This is a genomic window from Moritella sp. JT01 (assembly GCF_001574435.1).
GTDB lineage: Bacteria > Pseudomonadota > Gammaproteobacteria > Enterobacterales > Moritellaceae > Moritella.
This window is the reverse complement of record NZ_LOCN01000007.1, coordinates 679,151-700,413: the sequence shown is the minus strand read 5'-3', so window position 1 is coordinate 700,413 and position 21,263 is coordinate 679,151. Positions and strand designations below refer to the sequence as shown.

Sequence of the window (21,263 nt, the reverse complement as noted above, 5' to 3'; positions counted from 1 at the left end):
GTTCTGAATAGTTAGCAGATTGAATGGAATATAGTAGTTAGAATAGTAAACTTAACATACGTGTTCTTTTTAACCATTTAGCTTGAAAAAAGCTCTCCTTAGGGGTGTCTGTAATTCCAGCTGTCAAGAAATTTCTAGATGTCATACCTTTTTTTGTGTCCATGATCTTGTTTTTGATCTCCGATTGATTTTCCTTATAGTTTTCAAAAATATATTGTGAGTATAATCTATACCAAGTTTTAAGCGTAGTTGTTAAATCTTATTCAAATGGTTTAATCAGATGAATTATTGGTTTAACTCGCTACTTGTTAGAGTACATTAACTCTTGGTTTAACCGATCATTACCAGATAAAATCATCTCAGTGAGAGATTTAAGTAATGAGTGAGTTAACTTATAAATCATAAAGGATTTCAAAATGAAAAAGACTATTCTTGCTACTGCAATTTTACTAGCTGGCGCTGCAAACGCTGCTGAAGTTTATAACAACGAAGGTACTTCAGTTTCTCTAGGCGGTTCTTTCCGTGGCCACGTTCTAGTTAACGATAAAGATAACGTTAAATTTGAAGATGCTGGCTCACGTTTCGATATTAAAGCATCTAAAGAATTAAGCGAAGGTGTTAAAGCATTCGGTCAGATGGAAATCAAATATAAAGACGTTAATTCTCTTGATACTTTATACATCAACAATGCTTTCGTTGGTTTCGAACATGACGTATACGGTAAACTTGTTCTTGGTAAAAAACTTGGTCTAAATGATGACTTAGTAATGAACGATTTCTCATACGAGAATGGCGTTTATAACCACCAAAATGCTGAAGCTGGTTCAGATACACAAGATCAACTTGAATATACTAAAACATTCGGTGGCGCATCAGTAGTTGTTGGTCTAATGGACAAAGATACTTACTCTATCGGTGGTACATACGATGTTGCTGGCCTATCTCTTGGTGTTGCTTACAACATTAAGAACGATAATGCAGCTACTAATAACTCAGATAATTCAGCTCTTATCGTTGGCGCACAATACTCTCTTGACGCATTAACGTTAGGTGCTCAGTACCAAACATTAGAAGTTGACAACGTTGATACTTCTGCATACGGTTTCGGTGTTCATTACGCACTAGGTCAAGCTGGCGTATACGCTATGTACGATATCCTAGAAGTTGCAAAAGTTGATGGTTCAGAACTTGTAATCGGTGCTGACTACGAAATCGTTAAAGACGTAAAAACATTCATAGAATTTAATTCTTCAGACACTGATACAACATCTTCAGATCAAAAAGTTGCTATCGGTGGTCGTGTATACTTCTAATCAACCCTGTTGATTCGTTGCTATAAACAACACTGACTAATGAAACCGCTCACTGCTAAAGTGGGCGGTTTTTTTTCAGCTATTGATTGTACTACTGTATTGTATTAACGAATTTTACAGCCAAATAATTTTACCCTATCTATTACTACCTACTTATTTTATCAATCAAATTCGATATTCATGAAATGAATTAGTAATGTGCGGATCTCATATCATTCGTTCATAAAGTTTTGATACTATAGTTATTCTTATCAATCAATATTTGGTTATTACTATGCCCAAACGTATTACCTCAAGCGTCTTTAGTCGCACACTCGTCGCTACAATATTGATCTATATGCTCTTGATGCTGAGTAATACAAGTTTTGCTTATGCGCAAGAGGCCGAGTTATCACTGACAAAAGAAACGGTTGATATAGTAAAGACCAGCCCAGTCAGTAACGAGAGTGATTACCTGTCAGCTGATTACCAACCTGTAAATAATGATAATGACCCTTTCGTTGCAGATAGAAAAAACGCGCGTAAGGCGAAAAACTGGCGTGTTACAGAGGCGTCGGCACAACGTGGGAGTAATAAAGAATACGGTTATCGAAATGATGAAATGGCTCGTTTTATTTTTTTAATGGATGCCAGAGATCGTAAAGCAAAATTATTAGCCAGTTTAGCGTTGTGGCCTCAACACCAAGCGCAATTAATTAATAATCTGACGAATGAAGAAGGTGTAGGGCGTTTCACCTCTTTGTTTACTATTTTTGTGTTGATGCTTGTTTCTGGTTTTATTGTAGAGCGTGTTGTTAGTCTGAAAATGGATTCTTTTTCTGAGAGTGTTGCGAAAGAAAAAGATTCGAGTTTTAAAGACAATCTTGATTACATACTCATGCGTGGATTTTTTCAATATGTAGGCATTGCTATTTTCGCCTTAATTGCCGCGCTGATTGCGGTTTACAACTATAATGAAACCGACCCATTTCGTGTACTAAGCCTGCATGGGCTAGGTCTTGTTGTTAAAATACGTGCATTAATGATTATATTACGACTTATCTTTGCTCCCTATGCTAAAGGTAATCGATTGTTTAAAATTGACTGTTCGTCGGCGACTCGACTGTATTGGTCAATTCTTATTTTTATGTCGATATATCTTACTATTACAACACTCTGGTATGTCCTCATATTATTCTCGTTAGACACGATCCTATTTGCACTGATTATTCCAGCAACAGGGATGATCTTAAATATTTTATCAATTGCCTTTATTTGGTTTAATCGTAAAACCATTGAAGGTATGTTTATTGATGCAAAAGAAACCAGTTCAGCATTTACCCGATTTTTACGTCAAACCTGGGCGACCATTTTTACTATCTGGTTGTTTGTGGCTTGGGTATTCTGGGCTACGTACGAATTTTTAGGCTATTACGAGCAAGCAGATAACTTTACGCCTATTTGGTGGCTGACGTTTACCTATCCTATATTAGACCGGTTGATCTTTGTTCTGCTTAACCAGCTTAAGCGTATCACATGGTTGCAAAGCCATTCTTTTGAAATGCGTTGTGATAAATTTATCCGCAGAGTCATTATTGCTTTCCGCATCATATTCGTCGCTGTTATTTTCTATCACATTGATGCCAGTTTTGATCATAACGCCTGGGAGAAATTAGCGAATAGCCTTGGCGGTTTTATTCAAATGTTTGTAGATATTATCGTTGTTGTTATTATCGCATCCGCTGTGTGGGAAATTATTCAGTCTGCAATTGAGCGTCACCTTCCTTACGATGCGTGCGTGAATAATGACTCAGGTACTTCAACGCTTGAAGGTGAAGGTGGTGGCGCTGGTGCATCTCGTTCAGAAACATTGCTACCGCTTGTCCGTTCATTTTTATTAGTGTTCTTGTTTTCATGTGTTGTATTGATGATTTTGAGTATTATGGGTGTCGAAATAGCACCGTTACTTGCTGGTGCGGGTATCGTCGGTATCGCCGTTGGTTTTGGTGCTCAGAAACTCGTACAGGATGTAATTTCTGGTATCTTCTTTTTACTTGATGATGCATTTCGCCGTGGTGAATATATTGAGGCTGCAGGCTTACGTGGTACTGTTGAACGCATTTCTATTCGTTCAATTACATTACGTCATCACCTTGGCGCAGTACAAACGATCCCTTTTAGCGAAATGGCAACCGTCAGTAACTTATCCCGTGATTGGATCACTAAGAAATTAGAGTTTAGATTAGATTACAAAACTGACGTTGAAAAGGTACGTAAGTTGATCAAAAAAGTGGGGCAAAAAATGCTGTTGCATCCTGAATATGGGCAACATTTTTTACTTCCATTGAAATCGCAAGGGGTGACGAGGGTTGAAGAGTCCGCGCTTATCTTCCGGATGAAGTTTACGTGTGTACCTGGTGAGCAATGGGTCATTCGCCGTGAAGCATTTAGACTTGTACAAGAATCATTAAAAGCCAATGGTATTGAGTTTGCTCATCGCTCTGTACATGTGTTAACTCAGCATGCAGGTAAAGACAAAGAAGACCTGAAGGATATGATTGAAAAAAATGATGAACTTGCTGAAACATTGGGTGCTGCTGCCGCATTAAGCGTCTCTACAGAGATAAAAAAGAACGACAAAATAGACTCTGATTATAACTAATCGAGTGTTTATTTTTAATAAAATGAAAGGTTTATTAAGTGAGTAGTTAGCTATCTTAGCCAACTCTTTTTTGATAACCTTATCCATCTTAATAATATTTAGTTAAAGAGAATTCAAGTGCGCAGTAAATTAAATAATAGCCGTTTGCTTATTTATAGTCACGACTCTTTCGGTCTTGGGCATTTGCGGCGCTGTAGAACCATCGCGCATGAGCTTGTTGACCGATACAAGGGCTTATCTGTTTTAATTATTACTGGTTCACCGATTATTGGTCGCTTTGATTTTAAAGCCCGTGTTGATTTTATTCGTATTCCAGGCGTTATTAAGCTTCACAATGGTGAATACACCTCACTTGGCTTACTTATCGATCTTGCTGATACTCTGGCATTACGTGAAGCCATCATTTTGAATACGTCTAAAGTCTTCAAACCGGATATTTTCCTTGTCGATAAAGAGCCGGGTGGATTGAAAGATGAAGTCGTTAGTACGCTAGCCTATTTTAAAGATACGAATACCAAATGTATTCTCGGTTTACGTGATGTGATGGACTCTCCCGAGCTTTTAAAAAAAGAATGGCAGAAGAAAAATGTGATGCCATTGCTTGAAAATCTTTATGATGAGCTTTGGGTTTATGGTCCAGCTGAGGTATCTAATCCATTAAAGGGGCTAGATATAAAGCAAGTCGTCACAGATAAAACCTTATTTACTGGTTATTTGCCAAGGCAGTTACCACAAAAAGTCGATACTGATGCCATTAATTTTCCTGATAGGCCTTATATTTTGGTCACCCCTGGTGGTGGCGGTGATGGTGTTGAAATGATTGACTGGGTGTTACGTGCTTATGAGAGTAGCTCAACACTGATGCCTGCCTTGTTTGTACTTGGTCCTTTTATGCCTGCTGCGGATCGTAATGCGTTTTTGCATCGTGCAGAGTTGTTACCGCATGTCGATGCGATCACATTCAGTAATCATCTCGAGCATTTGATGAGCGAAGCTGAGGCGGTGATTGCCATGGGTGGCTACAATACGTTTTGCGAAATACTGTCGTTTGATAAGCGTGCATTAATTTTACCTCGTAGCTACCCACGCAAAGAGCAGCTAATTCGAGCAAGTAATGCAGCAGACGTTGGCCTGTTATCTATGCTTGATTTGGAGTCTGAACGTTCAGTTGAAGTGATGCGCGACAGTATTATTAAATTATTGCTACAAGATAAACCGAGTACACATAGACTTGATAACTTGATGAATGGTTTAGACTTTGTTGCTGATCGATTTGGTGAGTTGGTATCAAAATAATCTAATTTAGTTCTTTTTAATTTGTGTTTTTAGTAAGGAATTAGGCATATGTCAGCGCCACGTATTATGTATTATGTGCAATATTTATTAGGTATTGGCCACGTTCGTCGCTCTTCTCTTATTGTTCAAGCATTGTGTGAGAAGGGTGCTCATGTAGATGTTATTTTTGGTGGTATGCCTGTTCCGAGCATGTCTTTTGGTGATGCGACGATGCACCAGTTAATGGCGGTTAAAAGCGCTGATTCAGGTTTTAGTGGTTTAGTTAAAGCAGATAACACTCCTGTTAATGATGATGATAAAAAAGAGCGTACACAGGCTCTATTAGCCCTTTGCGAGACCTTGCAACCTGATTTAATTGTTACTGAAACGTATCCTTTTGGTCGCAGGCAAATGCGCTTTGAGTTGTTACCGCTCCTTAATTGGGTTAAGTCACAAAGTAATCCCCCTGTACTGGTTTCTTCTATCCGAGATATTTTGCAACGTCGTTCAACAGTAAGAGAACAAGAGTACGTTAACCTTGTAAAAACGTATTACCAGCATGTATTAGTGCATGGAGATAAAAACTTTTACCCATTAGAAAAAAGCTTTCCAGTTGCCGGTATGATTGCCGATAAAATCAGTTATTCCGGATATGTTTGCCCGACCATGGCAAATGGTGATAAGTCGCAGAAAACACGGGATACGATAGTTGTGTCTGTCGGAGGCGGCAGTATCGGTAAAGATATTTTAGTTGCAGTGATGGCGTTATTTAATAGTGGATTTGCAGCGGATAAAAAGTGGTTATTGATTACAGGTCCAAATATGGACAGTGCCGACAAAGCTTATTTTAAAGCGCAGCAACAATCAAACTTGCAAGTTGTTGATCTCGCAGATGATTTTTTAAAAGCATTGAGTAATGCGTATGTGTCTATTTCAAGAGCGGGTTATAACACTGTGATGGATCTGTTATTGACTGCGGTTCCTGCAGTGGTAATACCGTTTGAAGGTGAAGGCGAAACAGAACAGTTGGCGCGAAGTGAAGTGTTAGCACAAAGCAATGTATTACAATTAGTTAAGAATAGTGAATTGAGTATCGAGACGTTAAAAACTGCGATTAATAAAGCATTAGCCAGTCCTGCAGAGACGATTAATATCGACAATCAGGGCGCCCATAAAAGTGCGGAACTGCTTATTGAATGGGCTTCCTCAAGACATTCGTAAGTCATTAAAGTAATGCTCAAGCTCGATATATGTTTTTATGACGTCTCATCGCGTTTTAATTATCAAAGTTTAAGGTAAGTCAGTAGTGAAAAAAATTGCATTAGTACTTAAAGGTTATCCACGCCTCTCTGAAACATTTATCGCTCAAGAAATTCGCGCATTGGAGTTACGTGGGTTTGATATTACATTAGTTTCATTACGTCATCCGACAGATACCAGCACGCATCCTATTCACCAACAGATTGAAGCGGATGTATTATATTTACCTGAATACTTACATGTTGAACCATTACGGGTACTAAAAGCGTTTTTTCATGTCGTCAAACGCTATTCATTAACCAAAGTGGTTAAGCAGTTTATTCAAGATATTAAGCGTGATACTAGCCGTGGACGGGTTCGTCGCTTTGGTCAAGGCATCGTACTTGCAGCCGAAATGCCAGACGGTATCGAGCAAATGTATGCGCATTTTTTACATACTCCGGCATCGGTAACACGCTATGCCGCATTAATTAATGATCTGCCTTGGTCGTGCTCGGCACATGCCAAAGATATTTGGACATCAGAAAAGTGGGATCTTGCCGAAAAACTGACAGAGTTACAGTGGTTGTCTACGTGTACCGCCGCGAACCATCAGTATTTACAATCCCTTGCTCAAGATCCAAGTAAGGTACACTTGGTTTATCACGGTTTAGACTTTACCCGTTTTCAACATGTAGAGCGTCTATCTCGCGCCAATGTTAACGGCAGTTTGGCAGATAACCCGGTTAAAATTATCAGTGTTGGTCGAGCGGTTCCGAAGAAGGGGTACGATGATTTACTGAATGCGTTAGCTAAGTTACCAAAAGATTTACATTGGCAGTTAACGCATATTGGCGGTGGCGGTATTTTAAAGAGTTTGCGACAGCAGGCGAAAGCGTTAGGTATTGATAAACACATTGAGTGGCAAGGCGCACAGCCACAACTAACAGTACTTGAAGCTTACCGAGAAAGTGACCTATTTGTACTGGCAAGTAAAATTGTTGCCGATGGTGACAGAGATGGGATGCCGAATGTGTTGATGGAAGCACAAAGCCAATCTGTATGTTGTCTGGCGACGGATATTTCAGGTATCCCAGAGCTAATTGATAATGGTGAAAATGGCGTACTCGTTGAGTCGAATAATGTTGATCAATTAGCGTCTGCATTAGATGATTTATTACGAGATGGTGAAAAACGAGAACGTCTAGGATTAGAGGGGCAGAAGCAACTTCACCGACGCTTTGATGTTAAAATTGGTATCGATCAATTAGAAAAGCTTTTTGATAGCCGTGACTGATACAAACGTAAAAACAGGCATCGCATTTTATGCGCCGCTTAAATCGCCCTTACATCCGATACCCTCGGGTGACCGAAAAATAGCGCGTTTATTTATACGTGCGTTGGAGCAGGGCGGTTATCATGTTGAACTTGCGAGCCAGTTGCGCACTTTTGATAAGCGAGGTGACAGTCATCGTCAGCAACGCTTGATTATTATTGCTAAAAAAGAAGCGACTAGAATTATGCGCCGCTGGAACAAGCAAGGCTTTAGACCGCATGCTTGGTTTAGTTATCACCTGTATTACAAAGCACCAGACTTAATTGGTCCAATCATTTGTCAGGCGCTTCATATCCCTTACATTGTGGCTGAAGCTTCATGGGCAGAGAAACGTGCCAAGGGGGGCTGGGCTCTGTATCACCAGCAAGTGGCTACAGGATTAAAACTAGCGAGTAAAGTCATCTGTATTAACCCAAGAGATAAAGTAGCACTTGTTGACTTTTATTCTCAGCGGCAGAAACAAAGTCATTCTCCACTTGTGTCACTTAATGCTTTTATCGATGATCTCCCTGTTAATCATGACGGTTCTTATGTAAACAGTGAGCATTCTCAGGTAAGCAAAGATAGCGGCGAATTAACTGCGACTTTAACGCGAGAAGGCATCGCTGCTAAATACGGTTTAGATAGTCACTTACCTTGGCTTATCACAATAGCAATGATGCGCAGTGGTGATAAGCACCATTCTTATCAGCAATTAAGTTCAGTGGTCAATTTTTTACAACAGCCTCACCAGTTATTGATTATCGGTGATGGAATAATGGAAGCAGAAGTCCGAACTCTTTTTGTTCGGCACAGGCAAGTCAAGTTTGCAGGTGCACTTGAAAACAGCCAAATACGACAACTATTACCGCATTTCGAATTACTCGTTTGGCCTGCGATAAATGAAGCGCTTGGCATGATCTTCTTAGAAGCCCAGCAAGCGGGTGTTGCCGTTGTTGCAGGTGATCAGGGGGGCGTGAGCTCAATTGTGAATAACAATGTCACAGGCACCTTGGTCGATGCGTATAATGCGCAAGAAATGTCAGTAACAATTGACGGTTTACTGAAAAATAATGAAAAATTGAAAACAATGAAACACGCGGCCAAGCAATACGTTACTCAGCATCATTCTATCGAGGCCAGTGCTCGGCAGCTTAATTGTGTTATCCAAGATGCGATATCAAATCCGTTGGATAATATATGATCCACGTTTATTTTATCCGTCATGGGCAAACGCAATGGAACTGTGAACGGCGTTTACAGGGGCGTACAGATATTCCGTTGAATGAGGCGGGAAGGCAACAAATTAGCGCTTATCAGTTACCGTCGAATTTGTCATCGTTGCGATGGTTTCATAGCCCGCTGTTAAGAGCCCAACAAACGGCCGAATTACTCTGCGTTGATGCACAGACGGAAATGGCTTTGATCGAAATGAGTTGGGGTGAGTGGGAAGGTAAAACCTTACAACAATTAAGATCCCAAGATCCCTGTTATTTTGCGAAACAAGAAGCGCTAGGGTTAGATCTAAAACCGCAGAATGCTGAGTCGCCAAGGTTGGTTGCTGCGCGAGTAAGTACTTGGGTTGAGTCACTGGCCATTGATAACGAAGAACATTATATAGGCTGCGTCAGTCATAAAGGTGTTATCCGTGCGATATATGCGCTCGCGACGAATTGGAACATGTTAGGAAAAGCACAGCATAAAATGGACTATCATTGCGCTCAACACTTTTGTTTTGATCGCGGGCGCTGGTCTATTGTTGAGCTTAATATTCCGCTATAAGCGTATATCTTCAAGTTGGTTTGTGTAAGGCTCCCAATTGTTAAGGGAGCTTGTTATTAACATTGTGATAATAGATTAATCTATTAATTGGTAATTGAGTTGAAACCCAAGCATAGTACTATTGCCTTCGGTACTTATATCGAAGCTATCTTGGCCAACTGTATCTTTAATTCGCGTGGATTCATATTTTGCATAGGTAAGGCCGATATCGAAACTTAATGAGCGACTTGCATAATAGGATAACCCAAAACTGAAGTTTGTTTTTTTATCAAAAGGTATCGAGAAGGTTGCGCTTTCAGTTGACTTTTCTGTTGACGTCCCACTTCGTAACCAGACAACATCATTTAATTTATAGTTAACGGCGAATGCAACTTTCCAACCATCCTCTGCGTTAACAGACTCTGTCAAGCATTGACCTTGTGGTAGATTAAACCCCGAGTTAGCAGGACAATCTGGATGTGATACTGAAATGGAATCTAGGCTTCCCCATCCATACCAGGCTAATGAATACTGTACTGATAGTCGCGGATCAAGTAGGTGAAAGCCTGAAAATGTTAGCTCACTCGGAATTGCCATCGTCAGCGTTGTCGTATCTTGAAATACTAAATCATTATTACCCGCCAATGTGGTAAATGGACCTTCTGTTTCAATGTCACTCGCAGAGCGATAGGATAGCCCAAATTTATGGTGTGTGTTTAGTTGATAAAGTATGCCGATATTAAACCTAAAACCGATATCCGTACCATTATAATCTTGATAAATCTGACTTGGGTTATTGGTATTTTGTGCGCCATAGTTTGTTGTTAATTGATAGTTACCATAAATAGCACTTACACCCGTACCAAGATAAAAATAGTCAGTTAATTTGAGGGCTATATTTGGGCTAATTTCATAGGTGAATAAAGAGCGCCGCCCAGCAAGAAGACCTACGGGATATTCAGTATCATAGTTGTTACGGACGTTATAATTAGAAAAAGTAGCAAACCCAAATGACCATTTCTTATTAATGGGAAATGCAAAGTAACCAGAAGGAACGACATAATCGCCACCGATTCCAGCGTTATCTAATGCTTCAGGATCACCATTGGAATAATATTCACCGATAATGTCTTTTTCAGATTGAACTAAGATACCAGCGATAGCCATACTCGGATATGAAAACGCAGCGATGATCGCGGGGTTAACTGCTATATTTGCTAGGTTAGTAGAGTCTGCTGCTGCGCCTGCACCTGCATTGCTGAGTTCGATGGCTGAGGTTGTTGAGGATTGATATGATGCCGCGTAGATTGAAGGGCTGTAATAAGATATGAAGCTAAGGAGAGCGCTTAGGTAGACGATGGACGAATCACTGCGACAACTTTTTTTCATATTTATTCCCTTAAAATAACGTTTATCTTAAGGTTAGCCGAAAATAAAAATAGCGCCATAAGGCGCTATTTTTATTACTGTATTTAAGTATTAAGTTACTTATCTAAATACGCTTAGAAACGGTAGTTTGCTTGTGCTGATACGAGGATCGCATCACCTGAAGATTTAAAACCGTATTCCATATTTGGAACTGGCGTTTCTGTAAATTCAACTTCTTCTACATAGATATAAGCAACACCAAAATCAAGGCTTAGATTACTACTTGCATTATATGTTGCACCTACTGTATACCAAAATCGATCTGATTCGGGGATACTTAGTGTTGTTTCACCTGCTGACTCGTCTAAAGCGAAGCCTGCGCGTAATATTACTTTATCTATCGTATATTCAGCACCAATAGCATAACGCATACTGTCATCAAAGCTTTCTTCTTTTAAGAAACACTCGCCACCTTTGCAAGATGAACTTGTTGCTCGAAGTTCTTCAAACTTGCTCCATTCTGTCCAAAGTACGCTATAAGATACGGCAAATGACTCATTTAAAGCATGATAGCCAGAAAATTCAGCGGTGGCAGGTAATGGAAGGTCAAGTGATGCTTTAACTTTATTACCGCCGCTTGTTGCACCGGTAAAGTCACCTTCAAAGTCAAGATCTACTTGTGAGCGATAAGCTAAGCCAATGCGGTTATTTTTATTGATTTCATATAATGCACCCGTATTCCAGCCAATAGCCCATGCATCACCTTCTAAAAGGAAGAGTTCTTTACTTGGATTATTTGCAGCTCTTGCTGCTGCGGCACCAGCACCAGCAGCATAAGTTTTAGCAGCAATGATATCACCATAGTTACGCTTGATTGTCGCTTTGCCATAAACAGCGCTAACACCAAAACCTAAACTTAGTTGTTCAGTTGCTTTAAAAGCAATATTCGGATTGATATTTAATGTTAATAAGTCAGTTTTACCAGCCGCTGCACCCGCAGCATAGTCATCCTCAAATTCTGTTGTTACACCGTAGCTTGAGAAAATTCCAAGACCAACAGTAAATTTGTCATTGATTGGTTGGATAAAATAGGTAGCAGGAATAAAAGCACTATGTACCATATCATTAGCATTTAGTTCGTTTACATCACGGCCTAAAACTGTACCGACGCTAGTATCTTTCACACCTGTAATATCAACATTAGGATCAACATAAGAACCAGCGAAAGATAATTCAGCTTGTTTAAAGCGTGTCATTGCAGCGGGGTTACGTGCAAGTACTGATGCGTTATCAGCAACGGCTGCTTCACCAGCAAAAGCTCGTCCAAGACCAGATGCTGAATGTTCGCTTACTTGGAAACCTGCCGCAGAAGACTGTGCAGTTACCAGCAGTAGGGCTGTAGCAAGCGTTGTTTTTTTAAATTTAGACATAGTTAATTACTCATCTTTATAAGTTTTATTTTGTTTAACTCGTGACTGGTTTAGATCTCTGAATAGAAAAACAAAGTTCCTTTTGTTTATCCTTTAAACACCCAGGTCAGACCAGTTGTCGATAGTATGAATAAATAATAACTGCTTGTTCATGCTTTGTAATTAAGAATAATTACAGTGTGTAATGTTTGGTTATTAAGGCTTGACGTTTAATTGAAAAAATAGTGGAGGGTAAGAGGATTGCTAAGTCATTGATAAGCAGCTATTTATTTCAGCGTACACGTGTTGTTATTAAATTGTTATCGCTACCAAATAAATTAGAGTAGTTGTTCTTATAGTTATCAAGTCAAAATCAATGTTTGAATTTGTGATCTGTATCATATAACTGTGTCAATCTTTTTTGAGACAATTTTTTATTAAGTGTCACGTCTGTCACGTTTTACTATGTTGTTGTTTATAATACACACACCCTTGATAACAAAAAAGCCACGTCACCTTCTCGAATAGAAGATGACGTGGCTTAATAGGGGTAGTTAAAGAGGCTTGAATTACGCTTCTTCTTTATGCTCTTGCATGAACTGGTGTACTGTATCCATCATATCCACAGAACCTGTAAAGAAAGGTACACGTTGGTGTAACTCTGTAGGCTTAAGATCTAGGATTGGTGTATAACCATCTGTCGCTAGTGCACCCGCTTGTTCAGCAAGGAAAGCCATTGGGTTGCACTCGTATAATAAGCGTAGTTTACCCGTTGGTGCTTGTGCTGTTTGTGGATAAATGTAGATGCCACCCTTAAGCAGGTTACGATGGAAATCAGATACGAGAGAACCAATGTAACGTGAAGTATAAGGACGGTTCGTTGTTTCGTCTTCTTCTTGGCAATACTTAATGTATTTCTTCACACCAAGTGGGAATTTGCTGTAGTTACCTTCATTGATCGAATAGATTTTACCAGATTTAGGGAAGGTTAATGCTTCATGAGATAAGCAGAATACGCCAATTGATGGGTCGTAAGTGAAACCATGAACACCATTACCAGTTGTATATACCAACATGGTTGATGAACCATATACAACATAACCCGCTGCAACTTGTTTACGGCCAACTTGTAAGAAGTCATCTATTGAAACTGGACCACCAACAGGTGATATGCGACGGTAAATAGAGAAAATAGTACCAACTGATACATTTACATCGATGTTTGATGAACCGTCTAGTGGATCCATTAATACTACATAGTTAGCATTACGGCTGTTTTGGTTGTCGAAAAATACATAATTATCTTCTTCTTCAGAAGCAATACCACAAACTTCACCACGTGCAATCAACGCATTTTTAAATACTTCGTTCGCATACATGTCTAATTTTTGTTGCTCTTCGCCTTGGATATTTTCAATGCCACTTGCACCTGTTATGTCAACTAGGCCTGCTTTATTGATCTCGCGGTTTACAATTTTAGCCGCAAGTTTGATTGCACTTAGTAGTGCAGTTAATTCACCTTTCGCATGTGGAAAATCAGATTGATTTTCAATGATGAACTCACCAAGAGTTTTATGTATTAACATTCCAATTCCTTAATAAAGCAATAATTAAATCCGATAGCTGCCACTATTTTGCGCTTTTTTAAGGTGGAGATCTAGTGTGGGCTAGTAGATAAATGTATGTAATTTGTAAAATCAGTTGTTAACTTTCAGTTAATGCTGGCAGGCTTTCAGTTGAAAGTGCTAAATGCTCATATGAATCTTTGATTTTCATACTAGAGATATATTGTTTAATGTTCGAGCATTATTTAGCGGGGTTTATATGTTCGAAAGCGAACTTTATGGGCGTGTTGTTATTTTCTTAAACGAAGTTGGCGCTATGTTAAAGCGCCAACTTTGTATTTTTTAGTGAAAACTATGGGTTAAGTTGAGTTTTTATCTCGGATTGTTGTTTTTTTGTTACTGCGTTTTTAGCGTTTTTAAGTTTGGTTAATTGTGCTAATAATACGTGTCCATTCCAATTCGTTATGTCCGCATTTTTACCGTAAGTAAACGTAAATAGAGCCTGGCAAGCTTGCTGGCATTCTTTATTCATCGGCAGTGAGGTTAGCTGTGGGTCTTTGATCTCAGGCCAGTACTGTTTAAACCACAAATGTAATAATTGGCTACTTTGGTTCGCATCATTATTTTTCAGTGCGGTTTGTAATTGCGGCCAGATATTACCTGTTTTAGTTGCAACGGTTATTTCGGGGCTAGGCGATTGATGGTTGCGTTTACGTAAGATAAGCCAAGCTACACAGGTTAATATCCATAAGCCCGCAAAAATAAAGGTTAACCAACGCCATACTGGTGATTCAGTTGGTGCTGCCGGTAGGGTTTGTATATTATCCTGATTACTACCATTAGATGCATCAAGTGGAGTTTGGTCGTTTGGATTCGCTACATTATTTTCACTCGGTAGTATGGTCACTGTTTTAGCGGGTAGCGTCGTCCATTCTTGTTGTTGTGTTTTACTATTAAACCAAGGCACTGATATTTCTGGTAGTGTTAGTTCACCAAGTTGATTAGGGATAATGGCAAAACTTAATACCTGTTGCGCGAAGTAACTTTTTTGTTGTGCAAAACTAGCCAACTGTGGTTTATCCGGGTAGACCTTGACGGTTTGTGGCCAGTTAACAGCTAAGTCGGGTAGAGCGGACTTATTTACATTTGCAACGGTTAGTGTGATCGTTCGGGTTATTGGCTCACCTTGTTGATAGCTGTTTTGCGATGGTTGAAACTCTTCGTCGAGTTGCACAAAATCACTGACTAACCAGTCACCTATATAGTCCGCTGGTTGTTGCTTAATATTTAAATCTAAAGTATCAGCTTGGATAATTACTGGCGTAACCGACCCAAAACGATAGCCAGGTTTAACTGTACTCACTTGTCCTTCAAATCGACTTGGAGTAATCGTGGTTGCTCCTGCTGTGTTGATGGTAATAGCATATTGACGTGTAATTGTTTTAAAGCGTCGGCCGTTAATGATTTGGTTCGCATTTTCATCTTTACCTACTTGTTTTACTACGCCGTCAATCACTGTCGGCTCGATTAGATTACCAGCTTGCATCTGGGTATTTTGCGCAATATATAAGGTTGTCGTATAGATAAACTGCTGATCAACATAAATGTTTTTCTCCGAAATATTTACTTTTAATTCGATATTTCGGTTATTGAGACCGCGACTATTTGCAGTCGCCGATGAGATGACATTTATTTTAATTGGTTGTGTTGTAGCCCCATCAATCGTAAAGGCAGGAATGGTATAAGCACCTATATTTCGAGCCATTAATACGGTTGTCAGGGTTGTTATATGTGTTGTCTTGCCATTGAAATAACTGCTTCGACTATTGCTCGATGTTCTACCCACGACAAAATTAGCCAGCAGTGCAGAATTATCCCAGTCACTGGCGCTAATACTCTCATTAGCGCGGATTTCAAGGATAAAGCTACTGCCTTGTACAACGGGGCTCTGGTTGATAGATGCTGTCATCTTTAACGCAGCATTCGCCTGAAAGCTAAGTATAAATAACAAGCTTACAAGAATGAGAAAATTCGCCATTAGTGAGAATTTAGAAACCCGGCGATGTGTCTGAATTGCCTTTACCATATTTGCTCCGAACTATTTTGCTGATTTGATTCAGCTTTACGTTGCTGACTTTCTATGTACATTTTATTTCTTAATAACCGCGAAGGATCATCGGGGATATTCCGAAGCCATTTTTGTAAGCGTTTTTGTTGCTCTTTTTCTAATGGCGTCTGTTGTGCTGCCGACAGCCCTTGGGTATTACCTTCATCCGAATTATCGTCGGTTTCATCTTGTCCTGCTACACCCGCGTTATCTTGACTGTCTTGCTGGCTTTGACTGTCTTGCTGGCTTTGACTGTCTTGTTGGCTTTGACTGTCTTGCTGGCTTTGACTGTCTTGCTGGCTTTGACTGTCTTGCTGGCTTTGACTGTCTTGCTGGCTTTGACTGTCTTGTTGGCTTTGACTGTCTTGCTGGCTTTGACTGTCTTGCTGGCTCTGACTGTCTTGTTGGCTTTGACTGTCTTGCTGGCTTTGACTATCTTTGCCTTTGTCACCTTGCTGCTGTTTCTGTTGCTGCTTCATTTTTTTAGCGAGTGCCAAGTTACCTTTCGCATCGTTATTTTTAGGATCTAGTTTTAACGCTTGTTCGTAGGCTTTAGTGGCTTCATCAATATTACCGAGCTGCATTAAAGCATTACCTTGATTATAAGAGGAATCACTGCTTGGCTCATTCGCCCACAGATCGATAGCTTGTTGGTATGCTCCCGCTTCATATAATGCGCTGGCCTGCCATTTTTCGTCAGAGAAAGTATCAGCAGCTTGTTGGTATTGCTTATCTTGATACAGCAATGCACCATTTTCGTTACTGTTATTCCATATAGAGGGTTCGGCTGCATAGCTTGATTCTGGCTGTAGTAAAAACACCAAGAAAAAGCTGAAAAATAACTCTTTCCGAAAACTAAAGGCAGCTAACAATGCGATTAAGGGTAATAGCCAAATACCATCGTCATTACGTTGAATCGTGGTTAGATCTGTTTTTTGGTTATTTTGGAAATTTAAAGGATGATTAAATAAATCGGCTAACGCTTGACTGCCGTGGGTTATTACTTGCACTTGCCCTGAATTCGATTGTGCCGTGTCTTTTAGTAAAGCTGCATCAAGCTGAGGCACGACGATTGTCCCTTGGTTGTTTTTAAGTAACTGGCCATTAGGCATTTTAATCGGTGCACCTTGAGCGGTACCGATACCAAGAATCGATAAGCTGTAATCCGTGTCTGTTAATAATGCATTGATACTATCTGCTTGCGTTGAATTAATACCGTCGGTCACCAGTAATATTTGTCCTTGCTGATAACCTGCGTTGGTGAGTAATTCGATTGCCTGACGAATACCTGCTTCTGGCTTAGAGCCTCTTACAGGCATAATTTCAGGAGACAGATTTGGTAACAAGTTTAACAAGGTGCTTGTGTCTGTGGTTAATGGTGAGATAACAAATGCATCACCCGCATAAGCGACTAACCCTATTTCACCTTCTTTAACATCGTTCAGAATATCCGTGGTTTTAAAGCGAAGTTGCGCTAAGCGATTGGGTTTAAGATCAGTTGCACGCATAGACAGCGACATATCTAATACCATGACTTTTGCTTGCGAGATACTCGCAACAGGACGTTCTGTATAGCTAAAGCTAGGGCCTGATAATGAAATTGTGGTGAGTACCCAAATACTGGCTAATGGTATAAAGAAATGCTTGGATTTTGTTGTTGGTTGATGCTGCGCTAATAAGAACTGCGCGATCTCAGGTGAAAGCATTGTATGCCAGCCTTTAGTCTGGCTGTTTTTACGGAAGTACCAAGCAAGGGCGATGAGCGGTAATAGCGCCAGTAACCATAATGGCCGTAATAATATAAAATCAGACATGGTTCGCTCCTTGGCGTAGGTAGCATGCGAAAATTGACAATAATAACGCGATTGATAATGGCCAATGAAATAGATCGGTTTGTGGTCTAAATTGTTGCTGAGCTTGCTCTACTGGTTCTAGTTTATCAAGTTCGGTATAGATAGCCGCTAAGCTACTCGCATCACGCGCGCGAAAGTATTGGCCTCCTGTTTGTATTGCGATTGTCTTTAAGGTGGCTTCATCGAGATCCCGTGAAGGATCTACTTTCTGATTACCGAATAACGTGCGTTTATAATAAGCATCGGCACCGACACCTATTGTGTAGATTTTAACACCTTGCTCTTGTGCAAATTTAGCGGCTTCTAGCGGTTTTACTTCACCGGCGTTATTCTGACCATCGGTGAGTAATATCAATACTTTTTGGGGATTGTCTGCAGCATCAAAACGTTTGAGTGCTAAACCAATACCTTCACCAATCGCGGTTTGTTCACCGACAAGACCAAGTACGGCTTGTTGCATGTAGCCACTAACGGTTTTCAAATCGAAAGTGAGCGGTGCTTGTAAATAGGCATTATCAGCAAAGAAGATAAGTCCGACACGGTCGCCTTTACGTTGTTTAATAAAGTCCGCTACAACGTTTTTCACCAGTGATAAACGATCAACCATACGGTTATTAATTTGCATATCTTCAATCTGCATTGAGCCTGACAGATCTACTGCAAGCATCATTTCACGACCTTGTTGTGGAATTGACTGCGGTTCACCTATCCACATTGGACGGGCAGAGGCGATAACCAGGCATAGCCACATTAAGATTAATGGCCAGATTGCATGGGGCTTTTTGGTGGCAGTGCCCGTTGCTGTCTCTATATAAGGTAAGTTAGGTAATACTAATGGGGTTTGTGCTTGACCCGCGCGGCTAAAAAAGCGAATAAGCAGAGGTAATGGCAATAAGAGTAAAAGCCAAGGCCAATTAAATTCAAACATTACTGTTTCTCCACAGGCATAAGCGGGGTTCTCTTGATCCAGTCTTGGCACGTTTTAAAGTGTGAGGATTCGGCAATCATATTGGGTTTAGCGCTATACAAATCGAGAGTCCATGCTGCGTTATTATTTGAGAACGCAGTGAATTTCCGCTTGCTCGAACTGGCTTGTTGATCGAGGAAACTTAACCATGATTCACCGTGTAAAGAGGCCGCTGCTTCACGTGGGAAACTGGATAAAACGATGCGTTTGAGTAGATGGTGTAAGTCGTTTATCTCACAACCCTGCTGCTGTAATTGTGTTAATTCAGCGAGGGCTAAGCGGGTTAATTTAGTTTTTTCGATGTAGCGAAATACACCGTAAATAGTCAATCCAATTATCAATAATACAGCGATAATAACTAGCCACCAATACAGTGACAGTGGCCACGTCGATACTGGCGCTGGTAAATGAATATCTTTTAATTGTGCTAACGGATCCATGCGCTTTATTTACCCTTACCTTTAATTTGACTCAATAATGACTCGCCACTGCTGATCCTGTGGTGACGAATACCGTATCGGTTCATTATTTGTCTTAATGCTTGTTGTTTAATGTCTGCATGTTGTTGATATTTTTGACGACTCTTTGCGTTACTCGGGTTAACAAAACCATGTTGTTGGCCATTTGATACCGCGAGACGGACATTACCAGAGATGCTAGGAAGAGCGAGTTCTAAAGGATCATAAATTTGCCAAGCTTCAACTTCATTATGGCGTTTTAATAACGCTAATTGTTTTTGTGCGTTGTCATCAAGATGAAGAAAATCGCTGATGATCATGATATGGCTACCGGTTTTACACAGTAAGCGTAAACGGGTGAGGGCGCTGGTCAGCGACTCTTTCAGAACTGTATTTGTGTTCGTTACATTAGCTGCATTAATACGATCGGCTTGAGATAGGGTCAGTTGCGTATTATGTAAGGTTACTGTTTCACTGAGTAATTGCATAATACCGCGTTGTTGCCGTTGTGGTTTTAGTTCTTTGTGCCCAAAATCCCCAATGATAATACCGCCTACACGATCACTTTTATGTTTTGTTGCCCACGCCAGTAATGCCGTCAGGTGACAGGCTTGTACTGACTTTAGTCGGTATTGACTGCCAAAATACATGCTTGATGACAGGTCAAGTAAGATATAAACAGGCCGCTCTTTCTCTTCACTGAATAGCTTGCTGTAGGTTTTACCTGTACGTGCGGTAATACGCCAATCAATACTCCGAATGTCATCACCGGGTTGGTATTGACGACACTCACTAAACTCCATACCGCGGCCTTTGATTGGCGAAAGGTGACCACCAGCCAGCCGTGCTCTGGCTAAGGTTTTGCTCGCTAACAGGCTATTGGTTTGGTAGCTGTATTGTTGTAGCTCTTTTATCGTAACGTCGATTGCTGACATAGACTAACTCAGTTTACGAAAATGCAATTAATGACAAGATTCGGTCAATAACTTGGTTTGCAGTAATGCCGTCAGCTTCCGCTTCAAAGCTCAGTAGTAAACGATGACGTAGGATAGGGTAGAGGCAGGTTTGGATATCTTCGGGTAATACATGATCACGACCGTGTAACCAAGCGCGAGCACGTACGCAACGGGCAAGAGAGATAGTCGCACGTGGACTTGCACCAAAGTTGATCCAACTGGCGAGTTGAGGATCTAAGGTATCAGGATTTCGTGTGGCCATGATCAAATCGACAAGGTAATGCTCGAGGGCAGGGGCAAGGTGAATATTAAGTACTTCTTTTCGCGCTTGCATGATCGCTTTTTGACTGATTTTTGTAATCGGTGCAGCCGTGTCTTGCTGTGCTTCTTGCGTGGTTAAACGTAAAATTTGTAATTCTGTGTCTTTATCTGGGTAGTCAATTTCTAGATGTAGCATAAAACGATCAAGCTGCGCTTCGGGTAATGGGTACGTACCTTCTTGCTCAATTGGGTTCTGCGTTGCCATTACCATAAATAGCGTTGGTAATAACATGGTTTTGTTGCCAACCGTTATCTGCTGTTCGGCCATAGCTTCTAGCAGCGCAGACTGTACCTTAGCTGGTGCACGGTTAATCTCGTCCGCAAGCACAATATTGTGGAACAGAGGACCGGGTTGAAAATCAAAGGTGCCGGTTTCGGCGCGATAGATATCAGTACCGGTTAAATCTGCAGGCAGTAAGTCGGGTGTAAACTGAATACGATGGAAGTTGGCATCTAAACTATCGGCAAGTGCTTTAACTGCACGAGTTTTGGCCAATCCGGGTGGACCTTCTACTAAGATGTGACCATCTGCGAGAAGCGCGATTAATAAATTGTCGACAAGTTTTGCTTGCCCAAGAATTTGGCTGTTAAGATAGCCGCGTAATTGATTAAAGTTTGATTTTGGCATAATTATCTATCGTATAAAGTTAATATAAACACTACTTTACCGACAATACGTTGACTGTAAAAGTTCAAAACTAAATTTTAATTTTTT

16 protein-coding genes are annotated in these 21,263 nt (G+C 40.4%); 7 read left to right on the top strand and 9 right to left on the bottom strand.

What is annotated here, in order from left to right; genetic code table 11:
• Positions 1-416: 416 nt before the first annotated feature.
• From AKG98_RS09655 to AKG98_RS09625, 7 genes are all read left to right on the top strand, one after another.
• Positions 417-1,313, top strand: a complete 897-nt coding sequence (locus tag AKG98_RS09655) for a porin (protein WP_067044871.1) — start codon at positions 417-419, stop codon at positions 1,311-1,313.
• Between the two features lie 274 nt (positions 1,314-1,587).
• Positions 1,588-3,954 carry a mechanosensitive ion channel family protein gene (locus AKG98_RS09650; protein WP_067044867.1) on the top strand — a complete coding sequence of 789 codons (2,367 nt, stop codon included), beginning with the start codon at positions 1,588-1,590 and terminating at the stop codon, positions 3,952-3,954.
• A 117-nt stretch (positions 3,955-4,071) separates the two neighbouring features.
• Positions 4,072-5,250, top strand: a complete 1,179-nt coding sequence (locus tag AKG98_RS09645; protein ID WP_067044864.1) for a glycosyltransferase family protein — start codon at positions 4,072-4,074, stop codon at positions 5,248-5,250.
• Positions 5,251-5,298: 48 nt separating this feature from the next.
• Positions 5,299-6,450 carry a glycosyltransferase family protein gene (locus AKG98_RS09640; RefSeq protein ID WP_067044861.1) on the top strand — a complete coding sequence of 384 codons (1,152 nt, stop codon included), beginning with the start codon at positions 5,299-5,301 and terminating at the stop codon, positions 6,448-6,450.
• 85 nt (positions 6,451-6,535) lie between these two features.
• On the top strand, positions 6,536-7,765 hold the full coding sequence (locus tag AKG98_RS09635; protein WP_067044858.1) for a glycosyltransferase family 4 protein: 1,230 nt from the start codon (positions 6,536-6,538) through the stop codon (positions 7,763-7,765).
• On the top strand, positions 7,758-8,987 hold the full coding sequence (locus tag AKG98_RS09630) for a glycosyltransferase family 4 protein (protein WP_067044855.1): 1,230 nt from the start codon (positions 7,758-7,760) through the stop codon (positions 8,985-8,987). Before AKG98_RS09635 ends, AKG98_RS09630 begins: the two co-directional genes overlap by 8 nt.
• A complete protein-coding gene (locus tag AKG98_RS09625) occupies positions 8,984-9,565 on the top strand; it encodes a histidine phosphatase family protein (RefSeq protein ID WP_067044852.1) in 582 nt (193 codons plus the stop codon). The genes AKG98_RS09630 and AKG98_RS09625 overlap by 4 nt, the downstream gene beginning before the upstream one ends.
• Positions 9,566-9,640: 75 nt before the next feature.
• Here the strand turns inward: AKG98_RS09625 and AKG98_RS09620 are convergent, their stop codons facing one another.
• The 9 genes from AKG98_RS09620 to AKG98_RS09580 all read right to left on the bottom strand — a co-directional run bounded on the left by AKG98_RS09620 (position 9,641) and on the right by AKG98_RS09580 (position 21,176).
• Positions 9,641-10,933, bottom strand: coding sequence for an OmpP1/FadL family transporter (locus AKG98_RS09620; protein ID WP_067044849.1), 1,293 nt, complete (start codon positions 10,931-10,933; stop codon positions 9,641-9,643).
• A gap of 113 nt (positions 10,934-11,046) precedes the next feature.
• Positions 11,047-12,342, bottom strand: coding sequence for an outer membrane protein transport protein (locus AKG98_RS09615; RefSeq protein ID WP_067044846.1), 1,296 nt, complete (start codon positions 12,340-12,342; stop codon positions 11,047-11,049).
• Between the two features lie 548 nt (positions 12,343-12,890).
• The gene (gene fbp / locus AKG98_RS09610; protein ID WP_067044844.1) at positions 12,891-13,907 is read right to left on the bottom strand and encodes a class 1 fructose-bisphosphatase; all 1,017 of its coding nucleotides are present in this window, start codon (positions 13,905-13,907) and stop codon (positions 12,891-12,893) included.
• Positions 13,908-14,238: 331 nt separating this feature from the next.
• The gene (locus tag AKG98_RS09605) at positions 14,239-15,972 is read right to left on the bottom strand and encodes a BatD family protein (RefSeq protein WP_067044841.1); all 1,734 of its coding nucleotides are present in this window, start codon (positions 15,970-15,972) and stop codon (positions 14,239-14,241) included.
• On the bottom strand, positions 15,966-17,807 hold the full coding sequence (locus AKG98_RS09600) for a VWA domain-containing protein (protein WP_067044838.1): 1,842 nt from the start codon (positions 17,805-17,807) through the stop codon (positions 15,966-15,968). The genes AKG98_RS09605 and AKG98_RS09600 overlap by 7 nt, the downstream gene beginning before the upstream one ends.
• A complete protein-coding gene (locus tag AKG98_RS09595) occupies positions 17,800-18,774 on the bottom strand; it encodes a VWA domain-containing protein (protein ID WP_067044835.1) in 975 nt (324 codons plus the stop codon). The genes AKG98_RS09600 and AKG98_RS09595 overlap by 8 nt, the downstream gene beginning before the upstream one ends.
• The gene (locus tag AKG98_RS09590) at positions 18,774-19,253 is read right to left on the bottom strand and encodes a DUF4381 domain-containing protein (protein WP_067044833.1); all 480 of its coding nucleotides are present in this window, start codon (positions 19,251-19,253) and stop codon (positions 18,774-18,776) included. Before AKG98_RS09590 ends, AKG98_RS09595 begins: the two co-directional genes overlap by 1 nt.
• A gap of 5 nt (positions 19,254-19,258) precedes the next feature.
• The gene (locus AKG98_RS09585) at positions 19,259-20,206 is read right to left on the bottom strand and encodes a DUF58 domain-containing protein (RefSeq protein ID WP_067044830.1); all 948 of its coding nucleotides are present in this window, start codon (positions 20,204-20,206) and stop codon (positions 19,259-19,261) included.
• A 13-nt stretch (positions 20,207-20,219) separates the two neighbouring features.
• A complete protein-coding gene (locus AKG98_RS09580) occupies positions 20,220-21,176 on the bottom strand; it encodes a MoxR family ATPase (protein ID WP_067044827.1) in 957 nt (318 codons plus the stop codon).
• Between the last annotated feature and the right edge of the window lie 87 nt (positions 21,177-21,263).

Coding starts and splice junctions, on each gene's coding strand:
- AKG98_RS09655 (WP_067044871.1), top strand. CDS start 417: ATGAAAAAGACTATTCTTGCTACTGCAATTTTACTAGCTGGCGCTGCA.
- AKG98_RS09580 (WP_067044827.1), bottom strand. CDS start 21,176: ATGCCAAAATCAAACTTTAATCAATTACGCGGCTATCTTAACAGCCAA.
- AKG98_RS09595 (WP_067044835.1), bottom strand. CDS start 18,774: ATGTTTGAATTTAATTGGCCTTGGCTTTTACTCTTATTGCCATTACCT.
- AKG98_RS09625 (WP_067044852.1), top strand. CDS start 8,984: ATGATCCACGTTTATTTTATCCGTCATGGGCAAACGCAATGGAACTGT.
- AKG98_RS09585 (WP_067044830.1), bottom strand. CDS start 20,206: ATGTCAGCAATCGACGTTACGATAAAAGAGCTACAACAATACAGCTAC.
- AKG98_RS09605 (WP_067044841.1), bottom strand. CDS start 15,972: ATGGTAAAGGCAATTCAGACACATCGCCGGGTTTCTAAATTCTCACTA.
- AKG98_RS09620 (WP_067044849.1), bottom strand. CDS start 10,933: ATGAAAAAAAGTTGTCGCAGTGATTCGTCCATCGTCTACCTAAGCGCT.
- AKG98_RS09650 (WP_067044867.1), top strand. CDS start 1,588: ATGCCCAAACGTATTACCTCAAGCGTCTTTAGTCGCACACTCGTCGCT.
- AKG98_RS09640 (WP_067044861.1), top strand. CDS start 5,299: ATGTCAGCGCCACGTATTATGTATTATGTGCAATATTTATTAGGTATT.
- AKG98_RS09615 (WP_067044846.1), bottom strand. CDS start 12,342: ATGTCTAAATTTAAAAAAACAACGCTTGCTACAGCCCTACTGCTGGTA.
- AKG98_RS09600 (WP_067044838.1), bottom strand. CDS start 17,807: ATGTCTGATTTTATATTATTACGGCCATTATGGTTACTGGCGCTATTA.
- AKG98_RS09590 (WP_067044833.1), bottom strand. CDS start 19,253: ATGGATCCGTTAGCACAATTAAAAGATATTCATTTACCAGCGCCAGTA.
- fbp (WP_067044844.1), bottom strand. CDS start 13,907: ATGTTAATACATAAAACTCTTGGTGAGTTCATCATTGAAAATCAATCT.